General features: G+C 72.4%; 4 protein-coding genes. All 4 read right to left on the reverse strand.

Going from position 1 to position 18,989, the window contains the following annotated elements; all coding sequences use genetic code 11:
- Nucleotides 1-36 precede the first annotated feature (36 nt).
- Entirely contained in the window at nt 37-810 is a 774-nt protein-coding gene (locus tag BR71_RS13305) for a glycosyltransferase family 32 protein (protein ID WP_019102903.1), read from the reverse strand.
- Nucleotides 807-1,577, reverse strand: a complete 771-nt coding sequence (gene hmlD, locus BR71_RS13310) for an SDR family oxidoreductase HmlD (protein WP_043638061.1) — start codon at nt 1,575-1,577, stop codon at nt 807-809. The genes BR71_RS13305 and hmlD overlap by 4 nt, the downstream gene beginning before the upstream one ends.
- On the reverse strand, nt 1,574-12,496 hold the full coding sequence (gene hmlC / locus BR71_RS13315; protein ID WP_081862654.1) for a jagaricin-like haemolysin non-ribosomal peptide synthetase HmlC: 10,923 nt from the start codon (nt 12,494-12,496) through the stop codon (nt 1,574-1,576). Before hmlC ends, hmlD begins: the two co-directional genes overlap by 4 nt.
- On the reverse strand, nt 12,493-18,989 hold a 6,497-nt coding region (hmlB, locus tag BR71_RS13320; protein ID WP_043638064.1), incomplete at its 5' end, for a jagaricin-like haemolysin non-ribosomal peptide synthetase HmlB. The genes hmlB and hmlC, both read right to left, overlap by 4 nt.

The following is an 18,989-nucleotide window of genomic DNA, read 5'->3' on the forward strand; positions in this document are numbered from 1 at the left end:
TGTTGTTTTTGAAGTCGCCGCATTGCGGCGACTTTTTCATTGCAAAGGCAGCCGCCGCGTCAGCCAGGGCAACAGCAGCCGGTTCAGCCGGGACAACAGCCGGTGGCGAAGGCCCAGCCAGTTAAGGTCCATGTGGTGACGGGCATAGCCGCCGTCGGGGTCGTTGGCCGGCGGCCAGGAGCTGCCGTCCGGCGTGGGCGAGCCGGGTTCGAAGTAATAGCCGGGGCAACACAGCGTGGCCGGGTCGTCCAGACAGCCGCTTTGCTGCGCGCACCAGGTGAAGAAGCGCGGGCCCACGGTGACGGCGGTGCGCATCGCCGGCGATTCGCGCAGCCTGGCCGGCATGGCCGGGTCCAGCGGCGCGGACTGGCCGGCCGCCAGCCGGTCCAGCACCGTGTTCCACAATGGGTGGCCGGGCGCGCTGCCTATCAGCGCGTTGTTGAAACCGTGGGTGCGCGACAAGATGAGCCGCCTTCCAGGCAGCAGCGGGTCTATGGGCCGCAGGTTTTCGATGTCCATGTCAATGTAGAAGCCGCCGTGCAGCGCCAGGAACAGGTAGCGCGCGGCGTCTATGCGTTGGATGTCGCGCTCGAAGCTGGCGTAGCGCGCGGCGAACCAAGGGTAGTGTTCGTCAACCAGCGCCTGCATCCGGGGAGCGTCCCAGAACACGAACTCCCAGTCTGGATGCCGCCGCATCCAGGTGTCGCGGTAGCGGCGATATTTGTCCGGCAGCGCGGCGGCGCCTTGATACCAGATCTGATGGATGCGGCGCGGAATGTCCGCGGCCGGGGTGGCGAGTGTCGGGTTCACGAGAAGGTGGCTCCGCCGTCGATCGCGATGATGCGGCCGTTGAAGTAGTCGCATTCGATGATGAATTTCAGCCCCTGCCAGATTTCGGCCGGCTCGGCCATGCGCCGCAGCGGCACCTGGGCGATCAGTTCCTCACGGGTGGCCGGCGCCAGGCCGGCGGCCATCGGGGTGTCGGTCAGGCCCGGGGCGATGCCGGCCACGCGAATGCCGAAGGGCGCCAGCTCCAGCGCCCAGGTCCGGGTGAGCGCGTCCAGGCCGGCCTTGGACGCCGCGTAGTTGGACTGGCCGGGATTGCCGGCGCTGGTGACCGAGGAGACGTTGACGATCAGGCCCGGCGTTTTGAGGCCGGACTCCACGCGAGCGGCGGCGAACTCGCGGCTCAGCAGATAAGGCGCGGTCAGGTTGGTTTCCAGCACCGCCCGCCATTGCGCGGTGGGCAGCTTGCGGACGAAGCCTTCCACGTCCAGCCTCACCAGCCAGCCGTCGCGCAGGATGCCGGCGTTGTTGACCAGCAGATTGGCCGGTTCCGCCTCTTCCGACGCGGTTTTCAGAAAAGCGCGGACCGCGGCCTCCTGGCTCACGTCCAGCACCGAGCCGCGCACCGAGCCGGGCAAGCCGGCGGCGTCTTCTTCCAGCCGGCGCAGGCCGGCGGCGTCCAGATCCGCGGCGTGGACCCGAGCGCCGGCGCGGGCCAGCTCCAGAGCGAAGGCGCGGCCGATGCCGCTGGCGGCGCCGCTGACGATGGCGTTGATGTGTTCCAGTTTCATTCTGCGGTTTCCATGGTGGAGGGTTGAGCGGCGGCCCGGCGCAGCGCGTCGCGCTCGGCGTCGGACATGCCGCGCAGCTTCAGGTAGACGGCGGCGATCTTGGCGGCCAGGCCGGGCGCGGACTCGCGCTCCGCCAGCAGCGCGGCCAGGGCGCGCGGGGTTTGGGCGTGGAAGGTGGCGCGCAGCGGCAGCGTCTGCCGGAATATTTTGTTGACGCGCACCTGGATGCGGGTGGCCAGCAGCGAATGGCCGCCCAGTTCGAAGAAGTCGTCGTCGGCGGCGATGCCGGCGCGTTCGAACACTTCTTCCCACAATGCGCACACCGCTTGCTCCAGCGCGCCCTGGGGGGCGCTGCCGGCGCGAGTCGGCGCGCTGGCGGCCGGTTCGGGCAGGGCCTTGCGGTCCAGCTTGCGGTTGGCGGTCAGCGGCAACTGTTCCAGGGTGACAAAGCGGCTGGGCAGCATATAGCCGGGCAGCGCGGAGGACAGCTGGGCGCGGACCCGCTGCAAGGCAGTCGGGTCGGCTTCGTCGCCGGCGCGCCAGGTGCCGCCGCCGTCCGGCACCAGGTAGGCCACCAGCCGCGCGTGGCCTTGCGGGTCGCGACGGATGGCCGCCGCCGCCTGGCGCACGCCGGGCAGTTCGCGCAGCCTGGTTTCCACTTCCTCCAGCTCCAGCCGGAAGCCGTTGAGCTTGGCTTGGCCGTCCAGCCGGCCCAGCACGCGGACGCTGCCGTCCGGCCGCAGGCAGGCTAGGTCGCCGCTGCGATAGACGCGGGCGCCGGGCCGGCCGGCCAGCGGGTCGGGGCGGAAACGGGCGGCGGTTTGCGCCGGCGCGCCCAGATAGCCCAAAGCCAGGCCGTCTCCGCCGATCTGCAGTTCGCCCGCCAGTTGCGGCGGCAGCGGCTGGCCGTGGTGGTCGGCCGCCCACAGCGTGGTACGGCGGATGGCGTGGCCGGCCGGCGGCGGCAGTTCCGCGCCGTCGACCCGGTGCAGGGCGGACCAGATGGTGGTTTCCGTGGGGCCGTAGACGTTCCACAGCGCGGCGCCGGCGTCCAGCAGCTCGCGGGCCAGGTCGGCGGGCAGCGCTTCGCCGCCGCACCAGGCGCGCAGCCCGGGCGCGGGCTTCCAGCCGGCTTCCAGCAGCATGCGCCAGCTGGCCGGCGTGGCCTGGATCACGCCGGCGCCGCGGCGCGAGGCCTCGGCGGCCAGCGCCGGGCCGTCGCCGCTGGCCGAAGCCGGCGCGATGGCGACCGTGCCGCCGCGAACCAGGGGCAACAGCAGTTCCAGCGCCGCGATGTCGAAGGACCAGGTGGTGACCGACAGCAACACGTCGTCCGTGCCGAAGCCGGGTTCGGCGCTGAAATGCCGCAGGATGTTGGCCAGCGAGCGATGGGCGATCTGCACGCCCTTGGGCCGGCCGGTGCTGCCGGAGGTGAACAGGGTGTAGGCCGGCGCTTCCGGGTGGAGCGCGTCGCCGGGCAAGGGAGCGTCGTCGCCGTCGGCTTGCGGCAGAGGCGTCGGCAGCGTCAGCAGTTTGGCGGACGCGGGCCAGCCGGTCTGCTCGCCGTCGACGAGGACCAGGCCGGGGCGGGCGTCTTCCAGGATGGCGTCGCGCCGCAGCGGCGGCAGCGCCGGGTCCAGCGGCAGGTATTGCGCGCCGGCCCACAGCGTGCCCAGCAGGGCGGTCAGCGCGCGTCCGTCCGGCGGCAAGGCCAGCGCCACGGTGTCGCCGGGAGCGACGCCGCGCTCCGCCAACCGGCGCGCCAGCGCGCGCGCGCCGTTCACCAGTTGGCGGTAGCTCAGCTCGCCGTCCTCGGCGGCGACCGCGATCTTGTCCGGGTTGAGCCGCGCGGCGGCGGTCAACATGGCTAGCACATTGTCGCCGCGCTCCGGCGGCGGGAAGGCGGCCGGAGGCGTCGGTTCGGCCAGACGCAGCTCGCCTACGCGGCCCGCGCCGCCGGCGATCTGCCTCAGCAGCCGCGGCAGCGCTTCCAGCAGCGCCGCGACGCGTTCCGGTTCGATGCGGCCGGCGTCGAATACGCCGTCCAGCTCAATGGCGTCGTCGTCCGGTTTGACGTAGAGGGTCAGCGGATAGTTGGACTGTTCGCGCGCGGAGGCCGCGCCCACGCGCAGCGCTTGGGCGGCGTCGCCGACCGAGGCGCGAATCGGGTAGTTCTCATAGACCAGCACCACGTCGAACAGCGCCTGGCGCGCGGACAGGCCGCTCCAGCGCTGAATGTCCACCAAGGCGCTGGACTCGAAGGGACCCAGACAGCTCTGGGCGTTCTGCAGCCGGTGGAGAAAATCGTCCACCGCTTGAGCGGCCGAGCAGTCGGCGCGCAAGGGCAGGGTGGAGATGAACAGGCCGACGGCGGCGTCGCAGCCGGGGAGCGATTCGGGCCGGCCGGCCATGGTGACGCCGAACACCAGGTCGTCGCAGCGGCCGACGCGGGACAGAGCCACCGCCAGCGCGCCCTGGAACAAGGTGTTGAGCGTGACTTTGCGCTCTCGCGCCGTCCGCCGCAGCCCGGCGGTCAGCGCGGAGTCCAGCCGCAGCGAATGGGCGCGCGGCTGGGGCGGGCCGCCGGCCGGCAGCAAGGCCAGATCGGCCGCGGCGGCGTAGCCGCTGAAGTAGTCGCGCCAGAAGTCTTCCTGGGCTTGGCTGTCGCTGTGAGCGCGCAGCCATTTGATGAAGCGCCCGAACGAGGGCGCCGGCGGCAGCGCCGCGCTCTGGCCTTGGCTCAGCCCGCGGTACAGGGCCAGGGCCTCGTCGAAGACGACGGCCATCGACCAGCCGTCCAGCAGCGCGTGGTGATGGGTCCAGACCAGCCGCCAAGGCGCGCCGTTCCGGGTCAGCAGCGCCAGGCGCATCAAGGGCGGGGCGTCCAGCGCGAAGCCGGCGGCGCGGTCGTCGGCCAGATAGCGTTCCAGCGCGGTCTCGTCCGGCGTTTCGCAGACGGAGAACGGCAGCGCGGGCGCGCGATGGACCCGTTGCAGCGGCGCGGCCAAGCCTTCCCAGGCGAAGCTGACGCGCAGCGCGTCGTGCCGGGCCAGCACCTGCTCCCAGGCTTGGCGCAGCAAGACCGGGTCCACCGCGCCGTCCAGTTCGGCGACCACTTGTTCTATGTAGACGCCGGCGGGGCCGGAAGAGGCTTCCATTCGCGAGTGGAACAGCATGCCTTCCTGCACCGGCGTCAGCGACCACAGGTCGACGATGTCGCCGCGCTCGCCCAGCGCCGCGGGCAGGCTGGCCTCATCCAGCGCGGCCAGCGGGAAGTCGTCCGGCGTCAGCGCCGCTGCCGCGGCGTCCGCGTCCAGGCTCAGCAGCGCGAGCAGCCGCTGCCGCATTTGCCGGGCGAGGGCCTCCACCGTCGCGCGCGGCAGCGTGGCGCGGCCGTAGTTCCAGCGCAGGGACAATTTGCCGTCGCTGACTAGGGCCACGATGTCGATCAGCCGGGGGCGCAAGCCATCCGGGTCTTCCATCGCGCCCACGGATTCCGGAGCAGGCGCCAGCGCGCCGTCGGCCGGTAGGCTGGCGTCGAACTGGCCCAGGTAGTTGAAGGCGATTTGCGGTTCCGGCATGGCGGCCAGCGCACGGGCGTCGGCCGCCTGACGCAGCGCGCCGTAGCCGGCGCCGCCGGCCGGCACCGCGCGCAAGGCCTGCTTGACCCGGCGCAGCAGCCGCGGAGGCGAAGCCTCGGCCAGGCTAGTCACGGTCAGCGGATACATGGCGGTGAACCAGCCCACGGTGCGGGAGAGGTCCAGGGCCTCGTCGTCTCGGCCGTGTCCTTCCATGGTGAGGACCAGCGTGTCGGCGTCCAGCCAATCGCGCAGCGCGCCCAGCGCCGCCGTCAGCAGCATTTCCTCGGCGCTGGCGCGCAGTGCTCCGCCGCGGAGCAGGGCGGCGGTATCGCCGCTGTCTAGCGACAGCTCCACGGTGTCGGTCATCCCGTAGCGGTTGTCGCGTGCCGCCTCCGCCGTCAGCGGGATGCGGACCGCGTCGGCGGCCAGCCGCGCCTGGTCTAGCCAGTAAGCGCGTTCTTCGGCGGAGGGCTCGAACGGGCGCAGAGCCCAATGGCCGAAGCCGACATTCGCCGGCATGGGGGTGACGCCGGCAAGCAGGCCGGCGAGATCTTGCAGCAGCACGCGCCAGGACACGCCGTCCACAATCAAATGATGGATGACCAGCAGCAGCCGGCCGGCTTCGCCGTCGCCGCAATCGAAGTGCACGGCTCGCAATAGCGGCCCGCGTTCCAGATCCAGCTCGCGCTGCGCCGCTTCGGCGCGGGCCTCGATGGCGGCGGCGCGTTCAGCGGCGGGCAGCGCGCTCAGATCGACGCGTTCCAGCCAGTCTTCTTCGCGCAAGGCCTCGCGCGGCGCGTAGTGTTGGCGCCAGCCGTCGGCACCGGCGGAGAAGCGCAGGCGGAAGGCGTCGTGGCTCTGTTCCAGCCGCAGCAGGGCGCTGCGCAGCGTCGGAGCGGAAATGCCGGCGGCCACGCTCAGCAGCAGCGCCTGGTTCCAGTGGCCGGGACGCGGCAGGGTGTCGACGCGTTCGAAGAACCAGCGTTGGGCCGGCGTCAGCGGAAGCGGAGCGCCTGGCGGAATGTCCTCCAGCTTGGCTTCCTGCCGCGCCGGGCGCGCTTGGGCGGCCAGCTCTGCGATGGTGGGGTGGCTGAAGATGTCGCGCGCGGCCAGCGTCAGGCCGGCCTGACGGGCCTGAGCCACGATTTGCAGGCCTAGGATGGAGTCCCCGCCCAATTGGAAGAAGTTGTCGTCGGCGCCGATGTCTTCGCGGCCCAGCGTTTGCCGCCAGATCGCGGCCAAAGCCTGTTCCTCAGGGGTATTGGGCGCGCGGCTGCGCATTGGGGCCGCCGCGTCCGCCTGCGGCGCGGGCAGCGCGGCGCGGTCGGTTTTGCCGTTGGCGCCGACCGGCCATTGCCGCAGCGCGATCAATTGCGCGGGCAGCATGTATTCCGGCAGACGCAGGCGTAGCGCCGCCAGGATGGCGGCTCGCCAGTCGCCGGCCTCGGCCTCCGGCGTCAGCCCTACGTAACCGGCCAGCTTGTCCGCGCCGGAGCGGTCGCGGTAGAGCGCGGCGGCGGCTTGGCGCACGCCGGGGCAGGCGGCGAGGCCGGCTTCGATCTCTTCCAGTTCCACGCGCTGGCCGCGCAGTTTGACTTGGCCGTCGGCGCGGCCCAGGTATTCCAGCACGCCGTCCGGCAGCAGGCGCACGATATCGCCGCTGCGGTACATGCGGCCGCCGGGCAGCGGCGACAGCGGGTCCGGGATAAAGCGCCGCGCGGTCTGCGCCGGCTGGCCCAGATAACCGCGGGCCAGGCCGCAGCCGGCGATGTACAGTTCGCCGCGCACGCCGGGGGGCACCGGATTGAGGCGGGCGTCCAGCACATGGAAGACGGCGCCGTCTATGGGGTGGCCGATGCCGATGGCGGCCGCGGGCGGGTCCGAGCGCAGGTATTCCGCGCTGGAGGCGTCGATGGCGGTTTCGGTGGGGCCGTAGAGGTTGACCAGCGGGATGTCCAGCGCGGCGTGGAAGCGGGCCAGGGTGGCGGCCGGCAGCGCTTCGCCGCCGACGAAGACCCGGCGCAGCGCGCGGCAGCCGGCGAAGTCCGGCATCGACAGCAGCACGGCCAGCAGGCTGGGCACCAACTGCAGCACGGTGACGCCTTGTTCGCGCACGGCGCGGATCAGGTAGTCCGGGTCGCGGTGTCCGTCCTCCGCCGCCAGCAGCAGCCGCGCGCCCTGGGTCAGCGGCGCCCAGAACTCCCAGACCGAGGCGTCGAAACCCACCGGGGTTTTCTGCAGCACCGCGTCGTCCGCGTCCAGCGGGTAGCGGCGGTTCATCCAGGCCATGTGGTTGTCCAGCGCGGCGCGGCCGACGGCGACGCCTTTGGGGCGGCCGCTGGAGCCGGAGGTGAACAGCAGGTAGGCCAGCGCGTCGCCATGGACGGGAGCGGCGGGGGCCGCCGCGTCTTCGTCGTTCAGATCGTCGGCCAGGTTCGCCTGCAAGACGGCGCAGCCGGGCGGCGCGTAAGCGGCGGGGTTCAGGCTGAGCAGCAGCGTCGGGGCGGCCTCCCGCAGGATTTCGCGGCGGCGTGCCTCGGGCTGGCCTCGGTCCAGCGGCAGATAGGCGGCGCCGGCCTTCAAGGTCGCCAGCATCGCCACCACCAGTTCGGGCGAGCGCGGCAAGTCCAGCGCCACCACCGCGTCCGGGCCAACGCCATGCGCCAACAGCCGGCGCGCCAGCCGGTTGGCCTGGCCGTCCAGCAGGGCGTAGCTCAGCGCCTCGCCGTTTCCGGCGACGGCGGGCGCGTCCGGTTGCCGCCGCGCGATGGCGGCGACCGCCTGCGGCACCGAGAAGGCCGCGAGACCGGCGGACGGTCCGCGTAGCGGCTCGACAGCGGTCTCCGTCAGCGCGGCGTCCAGGCAGAGGGCGTCGGGGTCTCGCGCCAGCGCGGCGGCGGCGGCCAGGTAGAGCCTGCCGATGGCGGCCACCTGCTCGTCGGGGAAGGCGGCGCGGTCGTAGGAAAAGCCCAGGGTGACGGCGCCCTCGGCGCGGCTGGCGCTGAAGGTGACGGCCAGCGGGATGTCCACCGCTTCCAGGCGGCTGCTGTCCAGCACCTCCAGGCCGCCGCTCTCGCTCAGTTCGCGGTAGACGTGGAAATCCACATAGTTGAACGAGGCGTCGAAGCGGGCGGCCTCGTCCAGTTTGAGGATTTCCGCCAGCGGGAAGAAGCGGCGGGGCAGGCTGTTTCCCTCCGCCGTCATGGTTTCCGCCAGCAGCGCGCGCCAACTGCCGCCAACGCGGACGCGCAGCGGCAGGGTGTTGAGGAAGAGGCCCAAGGCTTCGGCGCCGTCGGCGTCCGCCGGCCGGCCGTTGCTGACCAGGCCGGTGACGATTTCGTCCTGGCCGCACAAGCAGGCCAGCACGCGGGCGTGCACGGCCAGCAGCAGGGTTTTCAGCGGCATGCCGCTGTCCGCGGCCAGCCGGATCAGCGCCGCGGCGGTGGCGCTTGGCAAGCGCGTTTCCCGCGAGCCCACCCTGGCCTTGCCCGTCGGCGCGGCGCGTTGAGGCCAGCGCGGGATGGCGGCGGACGGCAGGCCTTTCAGTTGCGCGCGCCAGTAGTCTCGTTGCGCCGGATCGGCCAGCGCCGCGCGTTCGGCGGCGACGAATTCTCGGAAGGCCGCGCGCGGCGCCCGCGCGGGGCCGCCCTGGTCGCGCATCTTTTTGAACAAGGCCGCGCACAAGGTGGCTACGCTCCAGCCGTCCAGGATGGCGTGGTGGAAAGCCAGCGTTAGCTGCCACTCGTCCTCGGCCAGCCGCAGGCAGCCGACGCGCAGCAGCGGCGGCCGTTCCGGCGCGAAGCGCTGTTCGCTTAGCTGTCTCAGCTGGCTGGCGACGGCATCGTCCCGTTGCTGAGGAGAAAGGCCGCGCAGGTCGTCGATGTCCAGGCTGGGCGTCAGGTCGCGCCAAACCAGTTGCAGCGGCTGGGAGTAGCCGGCCAGCGCGAAGCCGGTGCGCAGCAGCGGGTGTTCGCGGCTCAGCTCCGCCAGCGCCCGGCGCAGGCGCTCCGGGTCGATATCGACGCGCAGCCGATGGGAGAACACGTCGTGGTACAGGTTGCGGCCGTCGTCGTATTCATTGTGGAAGAGCATGCCGGCCTGCAGTCTGGCCAGGGGCAGCGCGTCTTCCACCTCGGGCGGCAGCCGCGCGCGGTCCGCGGCGTCTATCAGCGCGAACGGCGGCAGTGCCGCGTCCGGCGCGGCCGTGCTTTCGGCTTCGCCTATCGCTTCGACGATGGCTTCGATGGTGCCGTGGCGGAAAATGTCCTGGATGCTCAACGGGCAGCCGCGTTCCTTGGCCAGCCCGGCGATGCGCACGCTGCGGATGGAATCTCCGCCCAGCGTGAAATAGTTGTCTCGGATGCCGACGCGCGGCAGGTCCAGCACCTGGCGCCAGATCTCCGCCAGCAGCTTTTGTCTGGGGGTGGCCGCTTCGACATAGGGCGTGTCCAGCGCCGAACGCGCGCCTTGCGGCGAGGGCAGCGCGCGCGCGTCAACCTTGCCGTTGAGGGTGAGCGGAAACTCGGTCAACGCGATGAAGACCGCCGGAATCATATGCGCCGGCAAGCGCGCGGCCAGATGGCGGCGCAGGGTTTCGGCGCCGGCCGCGGCGGGGTCGTCGGCGAGCAGATAGGCGATGAGTTGGTTGTCGGCGGCGACGAGATGGACATCGCGCACCGCCGGATGGCTCAGCAGCGCCGCGCGCACTTCGCCCAGCTCGATGCGGAAGCCGCGAATCTTCACTTGATGGTCGATGCGGCCGCAGTAGAGCAGCTCGCCGTCGGCGGTTCGCCGCGCCAGGTCGCCGGAACGGTAGCGCCGTTCCGCGCCGACGCCGGGAAAGCGTTCGGCGTTGAGTTGCGGGCGGTTCAGATAGCCGAGGCTGACGCCGGCGCCGCCGACCAGGATTTCGCCGGGCGCGCCCAGGGGAACGGGGTGGCCGCAGGGGTCGGCCAGTTCCAGGCTCAGGTCGTCCAGCGGCTCGCCTATCGGGCTGAGTTCGCCGCCGGCCTCAAGATCGGCGGCGCGGATGCGGCGGAAGGTGACGTGCACGGTGGTTTCGGTGATGCCGTACATATTGACCAGCTCGGGACGTTGATCGCCGCGTTGTTGGAACCAGGGCTCCAGACTGGCCAGTTCCAGCGCCTCGCCGCCGAAGATCACCCAGCGCAGCGCGGACGGCCGCGGCAGCGGCGCGGCGGCTTCGGCCGCTATCGCCAGTTTGAACGCCGACGGGGTCTGGTTCAGCACGGTGACGCCTTCGCGGCCCAGCAGTTCGACGAAGGCGGCCGGATCGCGGCTGAGCTCGCGCGGCACCACGACGCAGCGGCCGCCATGCAGCAGCGCACCCCAGATTTCCCATACCGAGAAATCGAAGGCGAAGGAGTGGAAATAGCTCCAGACGTCGCTTTCGTCGAAGGCGAAGTGGCGGGCGCTGGCGGAGAACAAGCGCAGCACGTTGCGGTGGGAAACCAGCACGCCCTTGGGCTGGCCGGTGGAGCCGGAAGTGTAGATCACGTAAGCGCCGTGCCCGGCTTCCAGGCCGGCGGGCGGCCGCGCCGCCGGCCTGGCGCCGCAGCCTATCTCCGCCAGCGACAGGCAGCGGTGTTCCGCCGGCAATCGCGGCTTGAGTTCGGCGTCGGTCAGCGTGAGGAGCGCTTGGCTGTCGGCCAGTTGGTAGGCCAGCCGCTCCGCCGGATAGTCCGGATCCAGCGGCAGATAGACGCCGCCGGCCAGCGTCACCCCCAGCATGGCGGCGATTTGTCCGGCGGAGCGCGGCAGGCAAATGCCTACCCTGACGCCGGGCTGCACGCCGTCTTGACGCAGCCGTTCCGCAATGGCGGCGGCCTGGGCGCGCAGTTGCCGGTAGCTCAGCGTCGCGGGGCCGTCGCTGACGGCGATGCGGTCCGGAAAGCGTTCGGCGGCGGCCAGGAAGGCGGCGGCCAGGGTGTCCGGCCCGCCGCGCGGGCCCGGCACGGACGGCTTGGCGGGTGAGGGGCGGACCAGGCCCAGCTCGCGCAGCGCGGTGTCCGGCCGCGCGGCGATCTGGCGCAGCAGTTCCAGATAGCCCTCCGCCAGCGCCGCGGCCGGAGCATCGTCCACGCGAGCGCGGTCGAAGCCCAGCTTCAAGCTCAGTCCGTCGGCGCCCGGCACCAGGGTCAGGGTCAGCGGGTAGTGAGTGCGCTCGCGCTGGGAGACGTCCGATATCCGGAAGCCCAAGCCGTCCGAGGGCAGGGCCTCGCCTATCGGGAAGTTGTCTATCGCCACCAGAGTTTCGAACAGCGGCTGACCGCGCGGCACGCCGCTGTGGCGCTGCACTTCGGCCAGATCGCTGTGCGACAGCGATTGCAGCTCCAACTGACGGCGTTGCACCTCGGCCAGCCATTGCGGCAACGCGGCGTCGGCCGGCACCGGCAAGCGCAGCGGCAGGGAGTTGATCAAGAGGCCCACCATGCCGTCCACGCCGGGCAGATCAATGGCCCGGCCGGACAGGGTGAGGCCGAAGACCACGTCGTCCTGGCGGCTGTACCGGCTGAGCAGGATGGCCCAGGCGCCCAGCAGCAGGCTGCCCGGGGAGACCCGGCAGCGTTCGGCGGCGGCCGCGAGGTCGCCGTCGGCGCGGTAGTCCAGCCGCATCTCGATCTGGCCGACGTCGGCGCCGGCCAGCGCGCCCGGCAGCGCCGGCCGGTCCAGGCCCAGCGGGGTGGGCGCGGCCAGATCGCCCAGCGCGGAGCGCCAGCGCTTGGCGGCGGCGTCCTGGTCCTGGCGGCCCAGCCAGCTGAGGTAGGCGGCGAAGGGCGGCGGCGCCGAGGGCAGCGCCGCGCCGGACAGCAGGGCGAAGTAATCGCGCATCAGGATGGGCAGCGACCAGCCGTCCAGCAGAATGTGATGATGGCTCCAGATCAGCCTCCATTCCTCTTGCCCGTAGCGCAGCAGGGTCAGCCGCATCAGCGGCGGCCGGTTCAGTTGGAAGCCGCGGCGGCGGTCTTCGTCCAACAGCGCTTCCAGCCGCCGTTCGCGCTCGGCGGGATCGTCCCGGCTCCAGTCGTGGACGTCCAGCGGCGTCCGCGCGTGGCGAAACACCACTTGGCGGGGCTCGGCCTGGCCCTTGGTGACGAAGGCGGTGCGCAGGATGGGGTGGCGCTCGGCCAGCCGCTCCAGCGCGTCGGCCATGGCGGCGGGATCCACCGCGCCGTCCAGCCGGCAGATCAATTGTTCGAAATAGACCGGGGAGCCGGGCGCGAACAAGGTGTGGAACAAGACGCCGCGCTGCAGCGGGCTCAGGGGCAGGATGTCCTGGATCTGGTCTTTGAGGTTCGGTGTGCTTGTCATGTTCATTCGATGTCGGTGAGGTCGTCCAGCAAGGCGGCCAATTCGTTCTCCTCCAGCGCGACGCCGGCGAAGTCCGAGGTGTGGTAGGCGACGGCGGGCAGGCCGCCGGCGCGGCAGAGCGCGGCCAGTTCTTCCAGCGCCAGCCGGCACTGTTCGGCCAGCGCCGGGGTTTCGTGGGCGTCGGCGTAGTCGAAGTCCAGCCGCAGGCGACCCTTCTCTATGCGGGTGTTGACGGCGATGGCGTGCGGCAGCCGCTGGCGCGGGTCTTGCGCCGGCCCGGCCTCTAGCGTCGACAGCCGCGCCCGCAGCCGCGGCAGCACGCCGTCGGCGGCGTCGTCCAGCCGGCCCAGGTAGTTGAAGCTGAGCGGCCGAGGCGGCGCCTGGTCCAGAGCGGCGGCCTGGGCCGGATCGCCCAGATAGCGCAGCACGCCGAAGCCGATGCCGCCGCCGGGCACGCCGCGCAGCGCGGCCTTGGCCGCCGCGGCCGCCGGCTCCCAGCCGTCGCCGGCCGGCTCTATGCGCAGCGGGTGCAGGCAGGTGAACCAGCCCACGCTGCGCGACAGATCGGGCGCGGGGCCGGCCGCCGCGTTGCGGCCGTGGTTTTCCAGGTCCAGAGCGAGCGCGGGCAGGCCGCTCAGCCGGCGCCAGGCCAGGGTCAGAGCCGCCAGCAGCAGTTCCTGCGGCTGGGCGCGGTAGCGTTCGGCGCCGCCCTCCAGCAGCGCGGCGCTGGCGTCGGCGTCCAGGCTGACCGTCGCGCGGCGGCGTTCCGCCACGCGGCCGACGGCGGCAAGTCCCGGCGGCGCGGTCAGCGGGGAGACGGCGCGTCGCCAGTAGTCGAACTCGCCGGCCAGCGCGGGCGCGTCGTCGGCCAGAGATTGCGCCCAGGCCCGGTAGCTGACGGGCACGGGAGGCAGCGAAGGTTCGGCGCCGTCCATGGCCTGGCCGTAGGCCTGGTCCAGGTCGTCCAGCAGAATGCGCCAGGACACCACGTCCACTACCCAGTGATGGGCGATCAGCAACAGCTCGGCGCGGCCGCCCGGCCCGGCCTCGATCAGCACGGCGCGCAGCAGCGGGCCGTTTTCCAGGTCCAGGGAAGCCTGCAGCCGCGCGCAGCGGGTTTGCAGCTCCGCCTCGCGGACGGCGGGCTCCGTCGCCCGCAGCGTCAGCGTTTCAAGCGGCGGCGCGGCGCGCGGCCCGTAATGCTGGCTCCAAGCGCCGTCGGGCGCGCGGCGCAGCCTCAGACGCAGCGCGTCGTGCCGCAAGGCCACGGCCGTCAGCGCCGCCTGCAAGGCGGCGGGGTCCGCGGCGGCGTCCAGGCTCAGCCGCAGGCTGAGGTTCCAGTGCTGCGGCGTGGGCCAGTCTTGTTGCAGGAACCAGCGCTGGATAGGCGCCAGCGGCGCCTCGGCCTGTTCCGGCTCCTCGATGTGCGCCCGCCGCGCGGCGGCGCCGGCCACGGCGGCCAGTCCGGCCACCGTGGGATGGGCGAACAGCGCGCGCGGTTCGATGTCGAAACCGGCCTGCTTGGCGCGAGAGACGATCTGCAGGGCCAGAATGGAGTCGCCGCCGACGGCGAAATAATTGTCGTGAACGCCAATGCCGCTCCGCCCCAGCGCCAAGCGCCAGATCTCCAGCAGCGCGGCCTCGGCCGGGTTCAGCGTCTTGTCCGCGTCCGGCGAGTCCGGCGCGGCCTCCTCCGGCGACGGCAGCGCCGCGCGGTCTATTTTGCCGGCGGGGGTCAACGGCCATTCCCGCACGCCGACGATGGCTTGCGGCAGTTCGTGGGCCGGCAGGCGGGCGGCCAGGTGCTCTCGCAGCGCGGAGGCGTCGAAGCCCGCTTCCGGCTTGAGCCGCGCGTAGGCCACCAGTTGGCGGCGCTCGCCGTCCAGGCGGATCAGCGCCAGCGCTTCGTCCACGTCCGGATGAGCGCTGAGCGCGGCGGCGACGCCGTCCAGTTCGATGCGGTAGCCGCGGTGTTTGACCTGGGCGCCAGCGCGGCCGAGGAAGCGGATGCCGCCGTCGGGCAGGTATTCGCCGAGGTCGCCGCTGCGGTACAGCCGCGCGCCGGGCAGGCCGGACACGGCGTCCGGCACGAAGCTGGCGGCGGTGCGGCCGGGCTGGCCGATATAGCCGCGCGCCAGCGCCTCGCCGCCGATGTGGATCTCGCCGGGCACGCCGGGCGGCACTAGCGCGCCCCAGCGGTCCAGCAGATAGAGGCGGACGCCGGCCATGCCGCGGCCTATGGACGGCAGCGGCTCCACGGCGTCGCAGACCCGCATGCTGGCGCAGACCGTGGCTTCGGTCGGGCCGTAGGCGTTGACCACGCGGCGGGCGGCGGCCCAGCGCGCCAGCAGGCCGGGCGCGGCGGCTTCGCCGGCGGCGATCAGGGTGCGCAGGCCGGGCAGATCGTCTTGATCCAACGCCGCCAGCAGCGCCGGGGGCAGGGTGGCGTGGGTCAGACCGTGGCGCTGCGCGGCGCGGCGCAGAGCGCCGGCCGGATCTTGCGCTGCGTCGGCCTCCTGCAGGCACAGGGCCGCGCCGCTGCCCAGCGCCATGAAGATTTCCGACACCGAGGCGTCGAAGCTCAGCGGGGCGAACTGATAGACCCGGCTGCCGGCGTCCACCTGGAACACTTCGCATTGGGCGCGGCAGAGATTGGCGACGCCGCGATGGCTGACGCCCACGCCCTTGGGCCAGCCGGTGGAGCCGGAGGTGTAGATGAGGTAGGCCAGGTTGTCGACGCCGGTGGCGCAGGGCGGGGCGGAGTCCGGCGCGGCGTCAGCAGCGTCTGGGGCGTCGTCCAGCAAGAGCAGGCTGGCGGGCAGCCGGCTCAACGTCGGCAACAGGCGGGTTTCGCTGAGCAGGATGGCGGCGCGGCTGTCTGCCAGCATGTAGTCCAGCCGCTCGGCAGGGTAGGCCGGGTCCAGCGGCAGATAGACGGCGCCGGCCTTCAGCGTGGCCAGCAGCGCGGTCACCGCGGCCGCGCCGCGCGGCAGCAGCACGCCCACCACGGTTTCCGGGCCGGCGCCCAGCGCTTGCAGCCGGTGGGCCAACTGGTTGGCGCGGGCGTCCAGCCCGGCGTAATCAAGCGCGCCGTTTTCGTCCAGCAGCGCCGGCGCGCGCGGAGCGGCGGCGGCTTGGCGCTCGAACAGGCGCTGCGCCAGTTGCGGCGAGGCCAGCGGGGGCTGGGCGGCGTCGGCTATCCGCGCCCGCCTCGCCTCCGCCGGCAGCAGCTCGATGGAGGCGACGGCGGCGTCCGGTGCGGCGACCAGGCCTTCCGCCACGGCGAGCAAGCCTTGCAGCAATGCCTCGGCCGCGGCGTCCGCGACGCGGCTGCGGTCGAAGGTGAGCTTGACGGTCAAGGCCGCGCCGGGGATCACGGCCAGCGTCAGCGGATAATTGGTGTGTTCGCTGAAGCGCGGAGTTTCAAAGCCCAGGCCGGCGGCCTCGTCGCGCAGCAGCGCGTCGGCGGGGTAGTTCTCGAAGACCAGCAGCGAGTCGAACAACTGGGCGTTGTCGCGGCCGGCCCAGCGCTGGACGTCCACCAGCCGGTTGTGGGCGTAGTCCTGCACCCGGGCTTGATTGGTCTGTACCTGGGCCAGCAGCGCGCGCGCGTCGGCGGCGGGGTTGAGCCGCACCCGCAGCGGCAAGGTGTTGATGAACAGCCCTATCATTTCGGCTATGCCGGGCAGATCGCCGTTGCGGCCGGACAAGGCGGTGCCGAAGACGATGTCCTCGCCGTGGCCGCTGCGCGCCAGGGTCAGCGCCCAGGCGGCCTGGAACAGGGTGTTCAGCGTGCTGGAGCAAGCCTGCATCGCGGCGGCGGCGCGCGCGCTCCATTCCGGCGACAGCCGGATTTCCCGTTCGACGAAGTCGGCGTCGCCGTCGGCGGGGCCGGCGAGCAGGGTGGGGTGTTCCAGCCCGGAAAAGTAACGACGCCAGAACCCTTCGTTCGAGCGGGCGCGGCGGCCGGCGCGGTCCAGCCAGCCGATATAGGCGGAGAACGGCCGCGCCGGCGGCAGGGCCGGGGTTTCGCCGCGGCTGAGCGTGCGGTACAGGGTCAGCAGCTCGCGGAAGAACAAGGGCAGCGACCAGCCGTCCAGCAGCAGGTGGTGATAGCTCCAGATCCAGCGCCAGCGGTCCTGGCCCAGCCGGATCAGCGCCAGCCGCATCAGCGGCGCGGCGTCCAGGGCGAAGGGCCGCGCGGCGTCTGCGGCCAGGTAGTCGGCCAGCGCGGTTTCGGGCTCGGCCAGATCGGACCAGTCCAGCCGGCTGATCGGCAGCGGCGCAGTGCGCATCGCCGCTTGCAGCGGCTGGGCCAGGCCCCGCCAGTGGAAGCTGGAGCGCAGCAGCGGATGGCGCGTCAGCATCGCGCGCCAGGCCTCGGCGAAGGCGTCCGGGTCCAGCGCGCCGTTGACCACGCTGCTGAGTTGTTCCAAGTAAGCGCCGTCGGCGGCGTCGGCCACGCTGTGGAACAGCATGCCCTGTTGCAGCGGGGACAGCGGATAGAGATCGTCGAAAGGGCCGGTCCGGCGCGCCAGCTCCTCGACGGCGGCCTGTTCCAGACGGGCCAGCGGGTAATCGGCGGCCAGCAGCGGCGCGGCTTCGATCTCGTCCAGCGCCAGCGCCAGTTCGCGGGCGAAGGCGTCGGCCCAGCCGGCGACGGTGGCCGGCTCGAACTGGCCGCCGGGGTAGCGCCAGTCCACGCGCAGCCTGCCGTCCAGCACGACCAGCACCAGATCCAGCGCGAAGGGGCGCAGGTTGTCGGCGGCGCGTTCTCCGGTAATCAACTCGGGCCGCAGTTGGAACCAGGCCTTGTCGACGCCGCGCGGCGCGCCCAGGTAGTTGAAACTGATTTCCGGCAGGCCGGCCGCCTCCAGTTGCCGGCGCGCGTCCAGGTCCGGCCCCAGCCAGCGCGCCTGGCCGTATTCCGGCGCGACGGGCGTTAGCCGCGACAATTGCGCGGTGATGGAAGCCAGGAGTTCGGCCGCGCCGGCGGTGGCGGCGTCGCCGGCCACGCTCAGCGGATACAGCGCGGTGAACCAGCCCACGGTGCGGGACAGGTCCAGACCGGATTCGGCGTCGCGGCCATGGTGTTCCATCGTCACAGCGAAGCGCGGCGCTTCGAGCCGGGGCGCCAGCGCGCGCCACAGCGCCAACAGCAGCAGGGCGCTGACGCGCTGGCCGGCTGCCCGGGCGCCGGCGGCCAGCAGGCGACCGGTCAAGGCCGCGTCCAGTTCGCGGCTGAGCAGCCGCGAGGCGGCTTCGGTATTGGCCGCAGGGGCGGCGGCGTCGCGGCGCAGCGTGGGGAAGCCGGCCTCGGCCTGGCTGAGCCAAGGCGCGGGGTCCGCCTCGGCGGCCTCGGCCCGTTGTTGTTCCGCCCAGCGGCGCCAGTGGGCTGGCACGGCGGGGAGTCGCGGCGTTTCGTCGCGCGCCAGCGCGTCCAGCGCCTGGTTCAGATCGTCCAGCAGAATGCCCCAGGACACCGCGTCCACCGCCAGGTGGTGGACGATCAGCGCCAGCACCGGCTCTTGTGGGCCGCGGCGCAGCAAGAGCGCGCGGGCCAGCGGGCCGGCGCTTGGGTCCAGCTCGCGCTGGACTTGTTCCAGCGCCGCGCGGGCGGCTTCGTCGCCGTCGTCTGTTAGTTCCAGTTCGCGGCAAGGCCAGCCGCCGGTCTCTTCGCTTAGCGCCGGCTCCGGCGTGAAGCGCAGGCGGAAGGCGTCGTGGCGCGCGGCCACGGCGTTGAGCGCGGCTTGCAGCCGGACTGCGTCCACGGGGCGGGCCAGTTGCAGCGCCAGCGCTTGGTTCCAGTGCCGCGGCTCGACCAGACCCAGGCCGGCGAACCAGCGCTGGATGGGCGTGGCCGGCAGCGGGCCGGCGGCCGCGGCTTCCTCCTCGGTCGCGGCCGTGCCGAGCGCGGCGGCCAGTTGGCGGATGGTGGGTTCCAGCAGCAGCTGGCGTGGGCTCAGCGGCAGGTCTTGCGCCCGCGCCCGGGCGACCACTTGCAGGGAGAGGATGGAGTCTCCGCCGAGGGCGAAGAAATTGTCGTCGATGCCGGGCGCGGGCACGGCGAGGACGTCGGCCCAGATTTGGGCGAGCCGGCGTTCCGCGTCGGAGCGGGGTTCGACGCGCGGCGCGTCGCTGGCGGCCTGCGCGGCCGGCAGCGCGGCGCGATCGATCTTGCCGTGGTGGGTCAGCGGGAAACGCTCCAGCGTCACGATGACGGCGGGCAGCATGTGTTCGGGCAGCTCGGCGGCCAGCGCGGCGCGCAGGGCGGCGGATTCGGCGTCGCCGACGGCATAGGCCACCAGCCGGGGTTCGCCGGCGGCGGGGCGGTCCAACAGGACCAGAGCCTCGCGCACGGCGGGCAGACGGCACAGCGCGGCTTCGATCTCGCCCAGCTCGATGCGGAAACCGCGCAGCTTGACCTGATGATCGGCGCGGCCCAGGTATTCGATCTCGCCGTCGGCGCGGCGGCGGGCGAGATCGCCGGAGCGATACA

Source organism: Chromobacterium haemolyticum DSM 19808, assembly GCF_000711885.1.
In the GTDB taxonomy this organism is placed as follows: domain Bacteria; phylum Pseudomonadota; class Gammaproteobacteria; order Burkholderiales; family Chromobacteriaceae; genus Chromobacterium; species Chromobacterium haemolyticum.